Source organism: Yoonia sp. (assembly GCF_017854415.1).
Classification (GTDB): Bacteria; Pseudomonadota; Alphaproteobacteria; order Rhodobacterales; family Rhodobacteraceae; genus Yoonia.
In genome coordinates, this window is sequence record NZ_JAFMHR010000046.1 from 1 (window position 1) to 16,066 (window position 16,066).

16 protein-coding genes are annotated in these 16,066 nt (G+C 54.8%); 8 read left to right on the forward strand and 8 right to left on the reverse strand.

From position 1 onward, the window contains the following. Nucleotides 1–467, reverse strand: a 467-nt coding sequence (locus QZ197_RS07160) for a potassium transporter TrkG (protein ID WP_296431183.1), incomplete at its 3' end; no start/stop codon positions are given. A 115-nt stretch (nucleotides 468–582) separates the two neighbouring features. Between QZ197_RS07160 and QZ197_RS07165 the strand changes: the two genes are divergently transcribed. Then, on the forward strand, nucleotides 583–1,737 hold the full coding sequence (locus QZ197_RS07165; RefSeq protein ID WP_296431184.1) for an FAD-binding domain-containing protein: 1,155 nt from the start codon (nucleotides 583–585) through the stop codon (nucleotides 1,735–1,737). On the opposite strand, the gene QZ197_RS07170 is transcribed toward QZ197_RS07165, so the two are convergent. The 4 genes from QZ197_RS07170 to QZ197_RS07185 all read right to left on the reverse strand — a co-directional run bounded on the left by QZ197_RS07170 (nucleotide 1,734) and on the right by QZ197_RS07185 (nucleotide 5,513). Continuing rightward, nucleotides 1,734–2,501, reverse strand: a complete 768-nt coding sequence (locus QZ197_RS07170) for a gamma-glutamyl-gamma-aminobutyrate hydrolase family protein (protein ID WP_296431185.1) — start codon at nucleotides 2,499–2,501, stop codon at nucleotides 1,734–1,736. The two genes, QZ197_RS07165 and QZ197_RS07170, sit on opposite strands and share 4 nt — an antisense overlap. A 143-nt stretch (nucleotides 2,502–2,644) precedes the next feature. Beyond that, a complete protein-coding gene (locus QZ197_RS07175) occupies nucleotides 2,645–3,073 on the reverse strand; it encodes a heme-binding protein (RefSeq protein ID WP_296431186.1) in 429 nt (142 codons plus the stop codon). Nucleotides 3,074–3,096: 23 nt separating this feature from the next. Then, entirely contained in the window at nucleotides 3,097–5,244 is a 2,148-nt protein-coding gene (locus tag QZ197_RS07180; protein WP_296431187.1) for a malate synthase G, read from the reverse strand. A 119-nt stretch (nucleotides 5,245–5,363) separates the two neighbouring features. Further along, a complete protein-coding gene (locus QZ197_RS07185; protein ID WP_296431188.1) occupies nucleotides 5,364–5,513 on the reverse strand; it encodes a DUF2256 domain-containing protein in 150 nt (49 codons plus the stop codon). A 101-nt stretch (nucleotides 5,514–5,614) separates the two neighbouring features. On the opposite strand from QZ197_RS07185, the gene pepN reads away from it, so the two are divergent. The 3 genes from pepN to QZ197_RS07200 all read left to right on the forward strand — a co-directional run bounded on the left by pepN (nucleotide 5,615) and on the right by QZ197_RS07200 (nucleotide 10,215). Continuing rightward, nucleotides 5,615–8,167, forward strand: coding sequence for an aminopeptidase N (gene pepN / locus QZ197_RS07190; protein WP_296431189.1), 2,553 nt, complete (start codon nucleotides 5,615–5,617; stop codon nucleotides 8,165–8,167). Nucleotides 8,168–8,246: 79 nt separating this feature from the next. Continuing rightward, nucleotides 8,247–9,758: an Asp-tRNA(Asn)/Glu-tRNA(Gln) amidotransferase subunit GatB gene (gene gatB, locus QZ197_RS07195; RefSeq protein WP_296431190.1), complete on the forward strand. Its 1,512-nt coding sequence runs from the start codon at nucleotides 8,247–8,249 to the stop codon at nucleotides 9,756–9,758. A gap of 88 nt (nucleotides 9,759–9,846) precedes the next feature. Then, nucleotides 9,847–10,215, forward strand: coding sequence for a DUF4177 domain-containing protein (locus tag QZ197_RS07200; RefSeq protein WP_296431191.1), 369 nt, complete (start codon nucleotides 9,847–9,849; stop codon nucleotides 10,213–10,215). On the opposite strand, the gene QZ197_RS07205 is transcribed toward QZ197_RS07200, so the two are convergent. Further along, nucleotides 10,216–10,467 carry a BolA family protein gene (locus QZ197_RS07205; RefSeq protein WP_296431192.1) on the reverse strand — a complete coding sequence of 84 codons (252 nt, stop codon included), beginning with the start codon at nucleotides 10,465–10,467 and terminating at the stop codon, nucleotides 10,216–10,218. Between the two features lie 80 nt (nucleotides 10,468–10,547). Between QZ197_RS07205 and QZ197_RS07210 the strand changes: the two genes are divergently transcribed. Further along, nucleotides 10,548–11,183 carry a DnaJ domain-containing protein gene (locus QZ197_RS07210; RefSeq protein ID WP_296431193.1) on the forward strand — a complete coding sequence of 212 codons (636 nt, stop codon included), beginning with the start codon at nucleotides 10,548–10,550 and terminating at the stop codon, nucleotides 11,181–11,183. A gap of 53 nt (nucleotides 11,184–11,236) precedes the next feature. Here QZ197_RS07210 and QZ197_RS07215 read toward each other — a convergent pair whose 3' ends face one another. Both QZ197_RS07215 and msrB read right to left on the reverse strand, forming a co-directional pair. Further along, nucleotides 11,237–11,776 carry a hypothetical protein gene (locus QZ197_RS07215; RefSeq protein WP_296431194.1) on the reverse strand — a complete coding sequence of 180 codons (540 nt, stop codon included), beginning with the start codon at nucleotides 11,774–11,776 and terminating at the stop codon, nucleotides 11,237–11,239. Between the two features lie 328 nt (nucleotides 11,777–12,104). Beyond that, complete coding sequence (gene msrB, locus QZ197_RS07220) at nucleotides 12,105–12,560, reverse strand: peptide-methionine (R)-S-oxide reductase MsrB (protein ID WP_296431200.1); 456 nt, start codon at nucleotides 12,558–12,560, stop codon at nucleotides 12,105–12,107. Nucleotides 12,561–12,772: 212 nt separating this feature from the next. Between msrB and cobS the strand changes: the two genes are divergently transcribed. From cobS to cobT, 3 genes are all read left to right on the forward strand, one after another. Further along, nucleotides 12,773–13,759, forward strand: a complete 987-nt coding sequence (cobS, locus tag QZ197_RS07225; protein ID WP_296431195.1) for a cobaltochelatase subunit CobS — start codon at nucleotides 12,773–12,775, stop codon at nucleotides 13,757–13,759. 122 nt (nucleotides 13,760–13,881) lie between these two features. Then, entirely contained in the window at nucleotides 13,882–14,247 is a 366-nt protein-coding gene (locus tag QZ197_RS07230; protein WP_296431196.1) for a hypothetical protein, read from the forward strand. 77 nt (nucleotides 14,248–14,324) lie between these two features. Beyond that, a partial coding sequence (gene cobT / locus QZ197_RS07235; protein WP_296431197.1) for a cobaltochelatase subunit CobT occupies nucleotides 14,325–16,066 on the forward strand: 1,742 nt, incomplete at its 3' end.

The following is a 16,066-nucleotide window of genomic DNA, read 5'->3' on the forward strand; positions in this document are numbered from 1 at the left end:
ACCCGCAATTCTGGCAAAAACACCATCGCGACGACAACGATACCCACGCCGCCCAGCCATTGCAGCACACCGCGCCATAACTTTAGGCCATCTGGCAAGTCTTCAAGCCGGTCAATTGCTGTTGCACCAGTTGTGGTCAGGCCCGACATCGCCTCAAAGAACGCATCGGTGAAACTGGCGTCGGTGGCGCCCAGCACAAACGGAATGGCCCCAAAGACAGGCAGCATCAGCCACACCAGCGACGTAAGCAAGAAAGTCTGCCGCAATGACAGGCCTTGCGAAACACCGTTCGCGCAGGCCAGCGCAATCAACCCGCCCGTCAGAACGGTAATCACAGCGCTTTCAAAGAAGACGAACCAATGCCCGTTGCCCGCCGCAAGGTCGACCGCCAACGGGCCGAGCATGGTAAGACCAAGCGACGCCACAAGCAGACCAATGACATAGCCCACAGGGCGCAAATCAAGCATGGCTTAGCGTTGTCCTGACCGCAGCACAGTGTCAAGAACGCGCGTGCCAAAAGCGTGGGCCTGTTGCAGCCAACCTATTGCTTGAAACGAGGCCAGCGCGGGTTAATTGCTGGTTATGTTTGAACCAACACACACCGCCGCCCTGACCCGTTTGCAGCGCTTTGTCCCGCGCGCAGGCCGCGATTACGCAAGCAAGCGCAATTATGACGAAACCGCGCATGTTTCGACCCTGTCGCCATATATCCGGCACCGGATCATCTCTGAAGATGCCATCTTGCGCGCCACGCTCACCCGCCATAGCCCGCAAGCAGCCGAGAAATTTGTCCAAGAGGTCTATTGGCGCACCTATTGGAAAGGCTGGCTAGAGCAACGGCCAACCATTTGGACCGCATGCCGCGCCGACCTGAATGCAGCGCTCAATCGCGTGCAGACTGAAAGCGGGCTGCGCTGCGAATGGGAAGCCGCCTGCAAGGGTGAAACCGGCATCGATTGCTTTGACCATTGGGCGCGCGCGCTGGCTGAAACGGGATATCTGCACAATCATGCGCGCATGTGGTTCGCCTCGATCTGGATATTCACGCTGCAGCTGCCTTGGACATTAGGCGCTGATTTCTTCATGCGGCACTTGCTCGACGGTGATCCTGCGTCCAACACACTGTCATGGCGCTGGGTTGGTGGATTGCAGACGGTCGGGAAAACGTACCTCGCGCGACCTGACAACATCGCGAAATACACCAATGGGCGGTTTGATCCCAAGGGGTTAGCGACTTTCGCGACCCCGCTGGAAGGGCCACCGCACCCTACCCGCAGCCCTGTGCCAGCGTCAGGCACGATCAATCCTGACGCACGTCTGGGGCTGGTTCTGACTGAAGAAGACCTTTCACCCGGTTGGCTTCTGGATCAAGTCACACCAGTCGCGACGGCCGTCGTGCAATCGACCGCTGCGCGCAGCCCACTGACCGTCAGCCCCCTTGTCACTGGGTTTGTGCGTGATGCAATGGCAGACTGTCAGGCGCGTTTTGCAGCCAAGCTTGGGCCTATTACTGTATTGACCCCCGAAGCATTGCCCGACTGGGTTAAAGCACATGACATTGAACAACTTGTCACATCCTATCTGCCCGCTGGCCCGACAGCGGATGTGTTGGGCAAGACCGATATGGTTCAGGTAATGCGACCATTCGATGCTGATGCTTGGCCGCATGCAACGCACGGGTTCTTTCGCTTTAAAGACAAGATACCACAGTTATTGAAGGGACTAGCACATGCCTAGACTGCTTGACGTAAACCGCCTGCTGCCCAACTCCGGCAGGCATCCCCAAATGCCTGAAACAACGGGCGCGATACTGGATCAGCATCTGCATTCCATTCAGGGTGCCATTGCACTGAAAGCGTAAAACCGGGCGCGTCGGCTACATAAATAGCCTCTGGTGTTCCGTCGGGGGCGTATCCGTCGATCACGATACGCGGGCCCGGAACTTTGATCCCTTGGCCATGAAGCGTGTTTGTCATGACTTTATGCGCGCCAAATAATTGATGGAACGGGCCGCCTTGGGTCACTGTCACCTCGTGGCGCAACTCGAACTTTTCCTCAATGCTGCCGTCAGGTGGCATCCGGTGATTATCCCGCCCCGGAAGATCGCGGATTTCAGGATAAAGCGTGCCACCCATGGCGACATTGACCTCTTGAAAACCAAGGCAAACGCCCATGACCGGCTGACCGCGTGCCACACATGCACGGATCAATGGCAAACTAATCCGGTCGCGACCACGCTCGAATGTGCCGTGCGCGTCGGTGACTTCTTCGCCGTATTCTTCTGGATGCACGTTGGGCCTGCCACCGGGGAAAAAGAACCCGTCACAGGTGGCCAGTAATTCCTCGACCAGCATCACATTTGGGTCAGCGGGGATCACGATCGGCATCACACCCGAGACGTCTGCCAAGGCTTGTGCGTTCATCGCGCCTGCCCCGTGGATCAAATATTGATCGTTGATCAGATGACTATTTGAAACAATGCCAACAACCGGCCGCGCCATAAGAATACCTTTCGTGGTTTCCTCTTATCTAGCGATGATTGTCTGGCATGAAAAGATGGTCGCGGCAGGCATGTGCGCTCAAACAGGCGCACATGCTGAATTTTTCAACGGACCAGCTTACATAGTAAGCATGTCCAGCAATCTTAGGCTTCGCCCAGCAGCCCAGCAGCTTCGATGCCTGCCATTGCAGCAATCACGTCATTGTCAGAGGTATCGCCGGTCACGCCAACTGCACCAATAATATTATCACGCTTGTCACGGACCAAAACACCGCCCGGTACAGGAACGACCTGCCCGCCATAGACGCCATTCACGGCCGCCATGAAATAGGCCTGCTGTTCAGCGCGTGCCATCTGTGCGGTGCCAGCCATGCCCAACATAACCGATCCGTAGGCTTTGCCGTGTGCAATGCCAAATCGGCCGGGTGCAGCACCGTCGGCACGTTCAAACGCTTTGACGTGGCCGCCTGCGTCCAGAACAACAACCGACAATGGTTTGAAACCCATCTCGGTACCTGTTGCCATTGCTTTGCGAATGATCGTGCGGGCCTTATTTGCTGAGATTTCAGCCATAGTATCTCTCCTGTAATGCGGTCTTAGTGATTGCGTTGTGCTTTGAGTTCCAACCGGCGCTGGTGCAGGACAGGTTCGGTATAACCGGACGGCTGGATGCGCCCTTTGAACACCAGATCACATGCAGCTTGGAATGCGATCCCGTCAAAGCTTGGGGACATTGGGCGATAAGATGGATCATCCGCATTTTGGCCATCCACTACGGCTGCCATTTTGCGCATGGACTCCATCACTTGTTCTTGGCTCACAACGTCGTGGTGCAACCAGTTGGCCAAGGCTTGGCTGGAAATCCGGCAAGTCGCGCGGTCTTCCATGAGGCCCACGTTGTTGATGTCTGGCACTTTGGAACAACCAACACCTTGGTCGATCCAACGCACAACATAGCCAAGGATACCTTGCGCATTGTTTTCAACTTCTTTGATTTTCTGTGCGTCAGTCCAGCGCTGGTATTGCGCCAAAGGAATATCCAAAATCGACGACACATATGCGCGACGCCCACCTTTCAGCAGCTTGGCCTGCACTGCCATCACGTCAACTTTGTGATAGTGCAGCGCGTGCAATGTGGCCGCTGTCGGGCTTGGCACCCACGCGCAGTTTGCACCAGATTGCGGGTGAGCTATCTTTTGTTCGATCATTGCCGCCATCAGATCAGGCATGGCCCACATGCCTTTGCCGATCTGGGCTTTGCCGGAAAATCCGCATTCCAGACCGATATCGACGTTCTGGTCTTCATAAGCGCCAATCCATTGTTTACGCTTGATAAAGTCTTTGCGACTAAACGGCCCTGCTTCCATCGATGTATGGATTTCATCGCCGGTCCGGTCCAAGAAACCAGTGTTGATAAACGCTACACGGGATTTGGCTGCGCGGATACATTCCTTGAGGTTCACAGTCGTGCGGCGCTCTTCGTCCATGATGCCGATTTTGACAGTGTTGCGCGGCAAGCCAAGTGCATCTTCGACGACGCCGAAGATATCATTGGTCATCGCGACCTCGTCCGGACCGTGCATTTTTGGCTTTACGATATAGACAGACCCAAGCGCCGAGTTGCCGCCCTCACGCTTAAGATCATGCATCGCAATCAGCACGGTGACCATCGCGTCCATCAAGCCTTCGAACACTTCGTCGCCTTGCGCATCAAGGATTGCCGGGTTCGTCATCAGGTGACCCACATTGCGGATCCACAGCAATGCGCGCCCCTTCAAAGCGAGGTCAGATCCATCTGCTGCGATGTATGGCAAATCGTCGGCCAAGCGTCGGACTTGCGTCTGCCCGCCCTTTTGGAATTTCGCGGTCAGGTTGCCCTGCATCAGGCCCAGCCAGTTGGTGTAGGCTTCGACTTTGTCCTCGGCATCAACACAAGCAACACTGTCTTCGCAATCCATGATCGCAGAGACGGCGCTTTCCAAACGCACATCAGCCAAAAGGGCCTGATCACGGCTGCCAATCGGGTGCGCGCGATCAAAAACCAGTTCGACGTGCAGCCCATTGTTCTGCAACAAAATGGCGTCGGGTGCTTTGGGATTGCCACGGTAGCCCACAAATTTTGCGGGCTCGCGCAGCGGGTTGTCATCGACCAACAGCGCGCCATCGTGGACATAGTAACGCGACACGTCAGCGTGGCTGGTGCCAACAATCGGGAAAGCCTCGTCTAAAAATACGCGCGAACGCGCGACGACACGGGCACCATGGCCGCGATCATACGGGCCTTTGGGTGGCTGCACGCCCATCGCGTCAGTGCCGTACAGCGCGTCATAAAGGCTGCCCCAGCGCGCGTTTGCCGCATTCAGCGCAAAGCGAGCGTTCGTAATTGGAACCACCAGTTGCGGGCCGGGGAGTGTCGCGATTTCGGGGTCAACATTGGCTGTGTCGATGGTGAAATCTTCACCTTCCTGAACCAGATAGCCAATTTCGCGCAAGAATGCTTCATAGGCGGCGCGGTCCATTGGGGCATCGCGGTGGGCAATGTGCCACGCATCTATTTTTTCCTGAAGATCATCGCGCTTGGCCAAGGCGGCGCGATTGCGCGGGGTCATTTCTGCGATCAGACCCGCGAAGCCTTTCCAAAAGGTCGCACTGTCGATGCCTGTGCCGTCCAATGCGCGGTTATCAATAAAATCCGCCAGTTCTGCCGCGACCTGAAGGCCTTGCTTTTCTACACGATCTGTCATGACGATACTCTCCTAGTGTCTTATGTATACAGTGGCACACTTGCGCCTTGCCGGAGAGGTAATGCGGAAGTTTCCGATAGGCAACAAAGAGCAGGCAATTATCTTGACGCGCGGTCGGATTACGCGGATTTGCGATTGGTTTTGCACCGCTCCGAACAATAGCGGACCTCGTCCCAGACCTTGGCCCATTTCTTGCGCCACGCGAATGGCTTGCCACAGGTGGCGCATGTCTTTTGAGGCAGGTCAGCTTTGCGGCGCATTTTCGGCATAGCCACGCACTTAACCTGATCGATGGGTTTTTCAACATAATCGTGGTGGAACATCGCGCCTGACGCGCCTACCTAAGGGGTAACTTAAAAGGACCGCCCCCATGAAAGATACAGCCGCGCAGACGATTTACCTGGCCGACTACACACCACCTGCTTATTTCGTCGATAGCGTAGATTTGACCTTTCAGCTTAGCCCTAAATCCACACGGGTCTTGTCGCGTATCGCGTTTCGGCCCAATCCAGATGCAGTCAGCACCGCGTTTTTTCTGCACGGCCAAGACCTGAAACTGATCAGCGCGAAAATTGACGGTAAAGCGATTTCCCCAGATTTGGACGACACTGGCCTGCACAGTGACGTCCCCGTAGGACCTTTTGTGTTCGAAACAGAGGTCGAGATTAGCCCAAGCACGAACACCGCCCTTGAGGGGCTTTATATGTCGAACGGCATGTATTGCACCCAATGCGAGGCCGAAGGGTTTCGCAAGATCACCTACTACCCCGACCGCCCTGACGTCATGTCCGTATTCACAGTTCGCATTGAAGGCGACCTGCCCGTGCTGCTGTCCAACGGAAACCCGACCAGTGCAGGCAAAGGTTGGGCGGAATGGCACGATCCTTGGCCGAAACCTGCGTATTTGTTTGCCTTAGTCGCTGGCGATTTGGTAGCCCACCCTGACACGTTCACCACAAAGTCAGGCAAACAAGTGGAGCTGAACATCTGGGTGCGCCCCGGCTTGGATGAGGCCAAATGCGCCTTTGGCATGGGCGCTTTGAAAGCGTCAATGAAATGGGACGAGGATGTTTACGGACGCGAATACGACCTCGATATTTTCAACATCGTGGCGGTCAACGATTTCAACATGGGCGCGATGGAAAACAAAGGGCTGAACGTCTTTAATGCCTCTGCTGTGCTCGCCTCTCCTGAAACTGCGACGGATACCGATTTTGAACGTATCGAGGCGATCATCGCGCATGAGTATTTTCATAACTGGACGGGCAACCGGATCACCTGCCGCGACTGGTTCCAGCTTTGCCTCAAGGAAGGGCTGACCGTTTTCCGCGACCAGCAGTTTACGGGCGATCTGCGCAGCCATGCGGTCAAACGTATCGATGATGCAGTCGTGCTGCGCGCGGCACAATTCCGCGAGGATAACGGCCCGCTTGCCCATCCCGTCCGGCCCGCCAGCTTTGTCGAGATTAACAATTTCTACACCGCCACGGTCTATGAAAAAGGCGCCGAGATTATCGGTATGCTGAAACTGCTTGTCGGCGATGATGCATACACGCGCGCCCTTGATCTGTATTTTGACCGCCACGACGGTGATGCGGCCACGATCGAGGATTGGCTGCAGGTATTCACCGACACCACTGGCCGCGACCTGACCCAGTTTGCGAAATGGTATAGCCAAGCGGGCACGCCCCGCGTGACGGTTACGGACAGTTTTGCAGACGGTACCTATCAGTTGCATCTGCGCCAAGACACGCCCGCCACCCCCGGTCAGGACAAAAAAGAACCGCTATTGATCCCTGTGGCCGTTGGTTTGCTTGATACCTCTGGCATTGAAATCACGCCGACGACGGTGCTGGAACTTTCGCAAACAGAACAGACTTTTACCTTTACGGGGCTTGCCACAAAACCGATCCCGTCTGTCCTGCGCGGTTTTTCCGCGCCTGTGATCTTGCAACATGATGTGGCTGACGCGGATCGCGCACAGCTGTTGGCTTGTGATACTGATCCGTTCAACAAATGGGACGCCGGACGCGTCTTGGCACAGAAATTACTGGTGCGCATGGCGCAGACGGATGCAGCGCCGGACACTGCATTCTTGGAAGGTTTGGCGGCCGTGCTCCGCGACGACACGCTTGATCCTGCATTTCGCGCGTTACTGCTGCGACTACCAAGTGAAGAAGACACCGCACAGGTGATTTTCGACGCAAGTCAGACACCCGATCCAACAGTCATTAACCAAGCCCATGAAACGCTGAAGCTGCATATCGCACAGCATTTGCAAGATATGCTGCCGCGCATTTACGCGGAAATGGCAGTTGCGGGACCATATACACCCGACGCGGAACCTGCCGGAAAACGCGCGCTAGGAAATGCCGTTCTGTCGCTGATCAGCAAGTTGGATGGCGGACATCAGGCATCTTTACAGTTTGCCAATGCGGATAACATGACCCAGCAATTGGGTGCGTTGCGCGCACTTTTGCAGATTTCCAAGGGCGAGGCAGAACTGGCCGCATTCGAGGCCCAATGGCAGCATGACCGATTGGTCATGGATAAATGGTTTGGATTGCAGGTGATGCTTGCCGCCCCTGAAGCTGCGGCAAGCACGGCCACGGCCCTAACCCGACACCCCGCATTTGACATCAAGAACCCGAACCGGTTCCGCGCCGTCTTTGGCGGGTTAAAAGCAAACACGGCAGGCTTTCATCATGGATCGGGGGATGCCTATGCGTTGCTGGCCGATTGGTTGATCAAACTAGACGCGATCAATCCGCAAACGACCGCGCGGATGTCGTCAGCATTTGATACTTGGAAGCGGTATGATGCAGACCGGCAGGCCAAAATGCACGCCGCATTGCTACGCATTGCACAAACGCCCAATCTATCCGGGGATACAAACGAGATGGTGACGCGTATCCTGGGATAACCCCGTCCCGCGCATGTTCACTTGAAGCTGCCTGCGCGTTCTTTTAAACGAAGCCAACACAGTCAAAAGGAAGCGCCCGATGCTTGACCTCACTTACACAAGCCCCGCCCCAAAAGTCATCGCCGGTGCGACCAGCGATTGGGAGCTAGTGATCGGACTTGAGGTCCACGCGCAGGTGGCGACCAAAGCCAAGCTTTTCTCGGGCGCGTCCACGCAATTCGGCGCAGAGCCGAACAGCAACGTCGCGTTCGTTGACGCTGGCATGCCGGGTATGTTGCCCGTGATCAACGAAGGTTGCATTTCGCAGGCCGTGAAAACAGGCCTTGGATTAAATGCAAAGATTAACCTATTTTCGGCATTTGACCGTAAGAACTATTTTTACCCAGACCTGCCGCAAGGCTATCAGATTTCGCAGCTTTACCACCCGATTGTCGGCGAAGGTGAAGTGCTGGTTGAATTGGGCAATGGCGAGGCGCGCAATGTGCGTATCGAACGTATCCACCTTGAGCAAGACGCCGGTAAATCCATTCACGACATGGACCCCACTATGTCCTTCGTCGACCTGAACCGTACCGGTGTTGCCTTGATGGAGATCGTCAGCCGCCCTGACATGCGTGGCCCCGAAGAAGCGGCTGCATTCGTGCTGAAACTGCGCCAGATCCTGCGTTATCTGGGCACCTGTGACGGCAACATGCAAAACGGCAATATGCGCGCCGACGTGAACGTGTCGGTCTGTCGTCCAGGTGACTACGAGAAATACTGGGACACGCAGGATTTCAGCCACCTTGGGACGCGTTGCGAGATCAAGAACATGAACTCTATGCGGTTCATTCAGTTGGCGATTGACTATGAGGCCCGGCGCCAGATCGCGTTGATCGAGGACGGCAAGCAGGTCGTCCAAGAAACGCGGCTTTATGATCCGGACAAGAACGAAACGCGCTCTATGCGGTCCAAAGAAGAGGCGCATGATTACCGCTATTTCCCTGATCCTGACCTGCTGCCGCTTGAGATTGAGCAGGCTTGGGTTGATGATATTAAGGCGTCCCTGCCAGAACTGCCCGATCAAAAGAAAGCCCGCTTTATCAGTGACTTCGGTTTGTCTGATTATGACGCGTCTGTGCTAACTGCAGAGGTCGTGAATGCCGCATACTTTGAAAAAGTAGCGGAAGGGCGCGATGGCAAACTGGCCGCCAACTGGGTTATCAACGAGTTGTTCGGGCGCTTGAAAAAAGAAGATCACGGCATCGAAGACAGCCCTGTGAAGGCAGAGCAGTTGGGTGCATTGATTGGTCTTATCAAAGCAGGCGACATCAATGGCAAGATTGCCAAAGACGTCTTTGAAATCTGCTACACCACAGGCCGTGACCCTGCCGAGATTGTCGAAACCGAAGGCATGAAACAGGTCACGGACACAGGCGCAATCGAGGCGGCCGTCGATGAAATTATTGCTGCAAACCCTGCGCAGGTCGAAAAGGCCAAGGCCAATCCAAAGCTTGTTGGCTGGTTTGTCGGGCAGGTGATGAAAACAACCGGCGGCAAAGCAAACCCTGCAACCGTTAATCAAATGGTTGCTAGCAAATTGGGCCTCTAGCCCTACCTTGCGGTAAAACGATGCTTAAACGTTGGCGCAACGGATCATTTTTTGATAAGTTCGTCGGGGCGTAAACAAGGGGGGCATCATGTCCTACGAATATAAAGTGATATCGGCGCCTGCGCGCGGGCTAAAAGCCAAGGGGCTGAAGTCGCACGAAGACCGCTTTGCCAATGCCCTGCAGACTGCGATGAATGAACAAGCCGCAAGCGGGTGGGAATACCTGCGCGCCGATACGTTGCCAAGCGAACAGCGCGAAGGCCTGATGAGCAAGACAACTGTATTTCAAAACATGCTGGTTTTTCGTCGCACAAAAGCCGCAGATGTCCCTGCGTTGCAACCGCCAGTGCCGCCCGTAGTGACGGCACCGAAGGTTCAAGCGAAACCACTTGTCTTGGATGCGGCAGACACGCCCAAACCCGACAAAAAACCGGACGCGGGCGTTGCTGCTGAATAACTACTGAATATCAATCGCAAGCGCGTGAATGCGCCCGATGATATCTTTGCCCAAAGCCTCGTGGATAGCGCGGTGGCGCCCAATCCGCGACATATCGTCCAGCTGCGGTGCTTTGATTACGACCCGCCAGTGGCTTTCACCCGACCCATCGTCACCCGCATGCCCGCTGTGCAACACGCTTTCGTTGATGACGTCCAGTTGCGCAGGCGATAAACGACCCAGTGCTTGCCGAATTTCTGTCTCAAGTGTCATTATTTTTGGTCCGCCCTCTTCAATCTCTCGCTGTAGAGACTAGAGTTACTTCTCCGAGTCGAAAAGGTCCTAGACGCATTATGAAAAAGAATGACCCATTTGGTTTTGACATGTCTGTGTCGAGCTCCAAGAAAAAGAACCCGCGCGGCCGGCGTGGGATGTCGGGTGCATCTGAAACCTCGACCCGTGTGTGTGATCACGACGGCTGTGCCGAAGCCGGCAAATACCGTGCGCCAAAGTCGCCAGACGTGTTGGATGACTTTTTGTGGTTCTGCCAACAGCATGTCCGCGAATATAATCTGAAGTGGAATTTCTTTGATACCACGTCAGAGGCTGAACTGGCGGCACAGATGGACAGTGACCGTGTTTGGGAACGTCCGACAAAACCATTCAAACGCAGCACAGAGGAGCGTGCATGGGCGCGCTTGGGTGTGGATGACCCTCATCAGGTGCTGGGCGAAAACGCGACCCGTAATCCCGGCCGCGGACCTGCCTTGGGACGCAAGCTGCCCCCGACTGAACGCCGCGCGATGGAAATTCTTGAAGCCAAAGACAACTGGTCCAAACAAGAGATTCGCAAAGCCTATAAGGCGCTGATCAAAGTGTTGCATCCCGACATGAATGGCGGTGACCGCAGCCAAGAAGAACAGTTGTCAGAGGTTGTTTGGGCTTGGGATCAGATCAAGATCAGCCGCAACTTTCGCGATAAGCCTTAACTAAAAAAGCCACCCTACCAAATTGGTAGGGTGGCTTTTAAGTCAACAAGAAATTACTTGCGGCGATAAAGCTGTGCTTGTGTCAGGGAGCTGAGCTCCGAAGAGGCAAAGCGCGTTTCGGATGCTTTGTATTCAGAATCCAAAGCATTCGACCGCTGCAACATCAGGTAATGTGCGCCAACATATACGCTGACCCAAACAACTGCGAGCAGTGGTTTGGCCACAAATTCTGAAATCAGAAGCACTGGCGCGTAAATTCCGCCATAGACAGGCATGATCAAAATGCCGACGATGGCCGCCCCGATCAAAGCAGCCGCCAGACTGCCAACAACTGCTCTGGCGTAACCGATCCCACCGGACAGTCCCAACCAGCCGCGCGCCGCGTAAAGTGACGCCGCACCACCGATTGCACCGGCAGCGATTGTCCATATTGCGTATAGTGATGGTTCCGCTGGAATGGCGGTTTGGCCTTCGACGCCGGCCATCACAAAGATCGTCACCGCAATCGACATGATAACAATAGCCAAATAGGCGCTGAACCGCGCTGTGCGGTTATTTACAAATACTTTTGAAGTTCTTTCACGCGCGTACATCGCGTACCTCCATACTCATCAACCAGCGACTGCTGCATACTTAGAAAGCGGTTTCAGCGAACCAATATCAAAGCAGTCTAAATTATTCCTTAAATTTGCCATATTCCGCCACTTCGAACAAGGAAAATCGGCAGCTTTCCGCTCATTCCTGTGCAGCAGCTATAAGCGCTTGTGATAATTCACCTTTTTGGCAGTCGCGACAAAACCAAAACATGCCTCTAAGGCTTGTGCCGGGCAGGCTTTCGGAACGCGCGTCGCAATTAAGGCGCATTCCGGATAATTTAAGCGGGATTTCCCCGCAAATCAAAGATCAGTTGCGGCAGGTACTTTAGGCGCGGAACACCAAGCTGGCCCCGTTCAGGCAGTGCCGTTTGCCTGTTGGTTGAGGTCCGTCGTCAAAAACGTGCCCTAAATGGCTACCGCAGCGGCGGCAATGGACTTCGGTTCTGACGCTGAAAAGCTTGCGATCCGGTTTTGTAGCGACCGCATTTGGCAAGCTTTCAAAAAAGCTGGGCCAGCCTGTGCCGCTATCGTATTTGGTTTGCGATGGATAAAGCGGCAAATCACATCCGCGGCAGTCATAGACACCCGCCGCATAATTCTTGTCCAAAGGCGAACTGCCCGCGCGCTCGGTCGCTTCTTCGCGCATCACGCGGTATTGCAGGTCGGTCAGCATGGACCGCCATTCGGCATCCGTGCGCGTGATTTCAAAGTCTTCGGCAAGCAAAGCAGAGGGCGCTGCTGCGCATGCAAGGGCTGTCAGGCCAAATGTACGGCGGTTCATCATTGGTCGATCCTTTTTGGTTATAAGGAACATATCAGCGCCAATGCGGTAAACCCAAGGGTTGCGACAGCAAACCACGCGCATGTGATCGACTGTCATACGGTCCAGACACTGGCGAATGACCATTCCAATGCCCCCTTTCCCTTGCAGCCATGTGCTTTATGTTGCATTTCCGAGTGAAACGCAGATGACTAATCACAAGGGCACTAAAGATGGCGGATGGTATGACGGATATGCAAGCGAAACCAACCGAGGATATTTCAGTCCGCGAGGTCTTTGGCATCGATAGTGACATGAAGATCAAAGGCTTTGCCGAGCGGACTGATCGCGTGCCTGCAATCGACAGCACCTACAAGTTTGATCCAGACACGACTTTGGCGATCCTTGCGGGCTTTGGTTATAATCGTCGCGTGATGATCCAAGGTTATCACGGCACGGGCAAATCCACCCACATTGAACAGGTCGCTGCCCGTCTGAATTGGCCCTGTGTGCGGGTGAACCTTGATAGCCACATCAGCCGGATCGACCTCATCGGTAAGGATGCGATTAAACTGCGCGACGGCGTTCAGGTGACTGAATTTCATGAAGGCATCTTGCCTTGGGCGCTGCGCAACCCTGTCGCAATCGTCTTTGACGAATATGATGCGGGCCGCGCGGACGTTATGTTCGTGATCCAACGCGTCTTGGAAACCGATGGCAAATTGACGTTGCTGGACCAAAACGAGATTATTACCCCTAACCCGTATTTCCGTCTGTTTGCGACCGCGAATACTGTTGGTTTGGGTGATACGACCGGCCTGTACCACGGCACCCAACAAATCAACCAAGCGCAAATGGACCGCTGGTCATTGGTCGCCACTTTGAACTACCTCAGCCATGACGCAGAGGCCGCGATTATTTTGTCAAAGTCGCCGCATTTCAACACCGAAAAAGGCCGCAAGACGATCAGCCAAATGGTTACCGTTGCCGATCTTACGCGAACTGCGTTCATGAATGGCGATCTGTCCACCGTGATGTCGCCGCGAACTGTTTTGGCGTGGGCCGAAAACGCGCGTATTTTCCAAGATGTTGGCTACGCGTTCCGTTTGTCGTTCTTGAACAAATGTGACGAACTAGAGCGCCAGACAGTCGCTGAGTTCTATCAGCGTTGTTTTGACGAAGAACTACCAGAAAGTGCGGCCAGCCTAAGTCTGGGCTAAATACACAAGACAGTTTTAAAATTCAAAATACCGCGCTAACGTAAAGGCGCGGTATTTTTTGTTTGTCGTGCAGGCATGTTGCGCCACTTAAACGCTAAGTGTTTTCAAATTGGAGCATCCTCATGAAGATGAAAATTGGAACGGAACTACCTGCTGACTATCAGGTGAGCCACGAAGACCTCGCCGAATCGACAGCGACGTTGATCGCCCATGCCCTGTTGCCGCTTTTTGCCGAGAACATGACCGAAGAACTTGCAAAGGCGAACGTCGAAGGCATTGTGACGGAACTGGCCTATCTGTTTGACGAAGGCGAAATCGTACTTGGTGGCAAGACCTACCGGCCGCGTTTGGCTTTTGTCGATGAAACGGGCGCTGTCCTGCCAGGTGTTGCAGCATTGACCAACTTACATGAATTGGCCGCAGACCCGTTCGAGATTGCCCCAGAAGCAGGGATCACCTTTGAAGAACCCGAATTCGAAGACGGTTAAGCGCGCATTCTTGCCCGCAAGCACTGGTCTTTGCGCCACCTGAGTTCTAGTTTGCGTCTCAGCAAAGGACGCATGCCATGAACAAGCCATCAGACAACCCAGCCGATCCGTTCAAAAAGGCGTTGGCGGAAGCCACCAAAGTCATGGCGAATGATCCCGAATTGTCGGTGACGTATTCAGTTGATCCGGCAGGCCAGACGTCAGACACAATCCGCCTACCCCAAGTTTCGCGCCGGATGACCCGTGATGAAGTGCTGTTGGCGCGTGGCACGGCTGATGCGTTTGCATTGCGGCACAAGTTTCACGATCCAAAAGTATCTGCCCGCTATATGCCACAAGGTCAGATGGCACAGGACCTTTATGACGCGATGGAAACGGCGCGGATCGAGGCCGTTGGCGCGCAATATATGCCTGGCACCGCTGGCAATATCGATGCCAAGATCGGCGCCGAGGCGATGCGCAAGGGATATGACCAGATCAACCAAGCTTCTGATGCGCCATTGTCGGTCGCGGCAGGCTATTTGATCCGCCATCTTGCCACAGGTCGCGATCTGCCCAAAGGGGCCGACAACGTGATGGAGTTGTGGCGCGGCTTTATAGAAGATCACTGTGGCGGCACGCTAGAAAGCCTATCTGAGACGTTAAACGACCAACAAGCATTCGCGAAGTTCGCCCGTCAGTTAATCAGTGACATGGGCTACGGCGATCAGTTGGGCGATGACCCTGATACATTGGACGATGATCAAGACGATCAGGCCGAAGACGGCCAAGATGAACAGGACGAACCCGACAGCACTGGCGATGACGACAGCGAAGGTGACGACGCAGAAGGCACACCAGAGCAAAGTCAGGAAGACAGCCAAGACGCCAGCCAAGCCCAAGTCAGCATGGATGATCAGGCTGATGCGGAAATGGGCGAAGAGGCCGAGATGCCAGAGGGTGAAGCCCCGCTCGAGCCGCCTGCCCCGCAGCCTGTGTCTGATGCCGATCCTGATTACAAAGTCGCAACCACCGAGTTTGACGAAGAGGTATCCGCCGAGGATTTAGCCGAGCCAGTCGAGTTGGAGCGCCTGCGCGCATACCTTGATCAGCAGCTAGAGCCGCTAAAGGGAGCCGTTTCTCGGCTTGCAAACAAGTTGCAGCGCCGCTTGCAAGCCCAACAAAACCGGTCTTGGGAATTTGATCTTGAAGAAGGTATTCTGGATGCAGGCCGTTTGGCGCGCATCGTCGCCTCGCCCACCACACCGCTGTCGTTCAAGGTCGAAAAAGACACTGATTTCCGTGATACTGTCGTCACGTTGCTGCTGGATAACTCCGGCTCAATGCGCGGTCGACCGATCTCAATCGCGGCGATCTGTGCGGATGTCATGGCGCGCACGCTGGAACGCTGTGATGTGAAGGTCGAGATTCTGGGATTTACCACCAAAGCCTGGAAAGGTGGGCAATCGCGCGAGCAGTGGTTGGCAACAGGCCGTGAAGCCACCCCCGGTCGTCTGAATGATTTGCGTCATATCATCTACAAATCTGCGGATGCCCCTTGGCGCAGAACCCGACCTAACCTGGGTCTGATGATGAAAGAAGGACTACTGAAAGAAAACATCGATGGAGAGGCGCTTGAATGGGCGCATCGCCGCATGATGGCCCGCCAAGAGCAGCGCAAAGTATTGATGGTGATCTCTGATGGTGCGCCAGTAGACGATTCCACATTGTCGGTGAACCCCGCCAACTATCTGGAAAAGCACCTGCGCGATGTCATTGCGATGGTTGAAAAGCGCAAAGCCGTTGAACTCGTAGCGATTGGTATTGGCCACGATGTGAC

Coding starts and splice junctions, on each gene's coding strand:
- pepN (WP_296431189.1), top strand. CDS start 5,615: ATGAAAGATACAGCCGCGCAGACGATTTACCTGGCCGACTACACACCA.
- QZ197_RS07170 (WP_296431185.1), bottom strand. CDS start 2,501: ATGGCGCGGCCGGTTGTTGGCATTGTTTCAAATAGTCATCTGATCAAC.
- QZ197_RS07180 (WP_296431187.1), bottom strand. CDS start 5,244: ATGACAGATCGTGTAGAAAAGCAAGGCCTTCAGGTCGCGGCAGAACTG.
- QZ197_RS07230 (WP_296431196.1), top strand. CDS start 13,882: ATGAAGATGAAAATTGGAACGGAACTACCTGCTGACTATCAGGTGAGC.
- QZ197_RS07200 (WP_296431191.1), top strand. CDS start 9,847: ATGTCCTACGAATATAAAGTGATATCGGCGCCTGCGCGCGGGCTAAAA.
- QZ197_RS07215 (WP_296431194.1), bottom strand. CDS start 11,776: ATGTACGCGCGTGAAAGAACTTCAAAAGTATTTGTAAATAACCGCACA.
- gatB (WP_296431190.1), top strand. CDS start 8,247: ATGCTTGACCTCACTTACACAAGCCCCGCCCCAAAAGTCATCGCCGGT.
- QZ197_RS07165 (WP_296431184.1), top strand. CDS start 583: ATGTTTGAACCAACACACACCGCCGCCCTGACCCGTTTGCAGCGCTTT.
- msrB (WP_296431200.1), bottom strand. CDS start 12,560: ATGAACCGCCGTACATTTGGCCTGACAGCCCTTGCATGCGCAGCAGCG.
- QZ197_RS07175 (WP_296431186.1), bottom strand. CDS start 3,073: ATGGCTGAAATCTCAGCAAATAAGGCCCGCACGATCATTCGCAAAGCA.
- cobS (WP_296431195.1), top strand. CDS start 12,773: ATGGCGGATGGTATGACGGATATGCAAGCGAAACCAACCGAGGATATT.
- QZ197_RS07185 (WP_296431188.1), bottom strand. CDS start 5,513: ATGCCGAAAATGCGCCGCAAAGCTGACCTGCCTCAAAAGACATGCGCC.
- QZ197_RS07205 (WP_296431192.1), bottom strand. CDS start 10,467: ATGACACTTGAGACAGAAATTCGGCAAGCACTGGGTCGTTTATCGCCT.
- QZ197_RS07210 (WP_296431193.1), top strand. CDS start 10,548: ATGAAAAAGAATGACCCATTTGGTTTTGACATGTCTGTGTCGAGCTCC.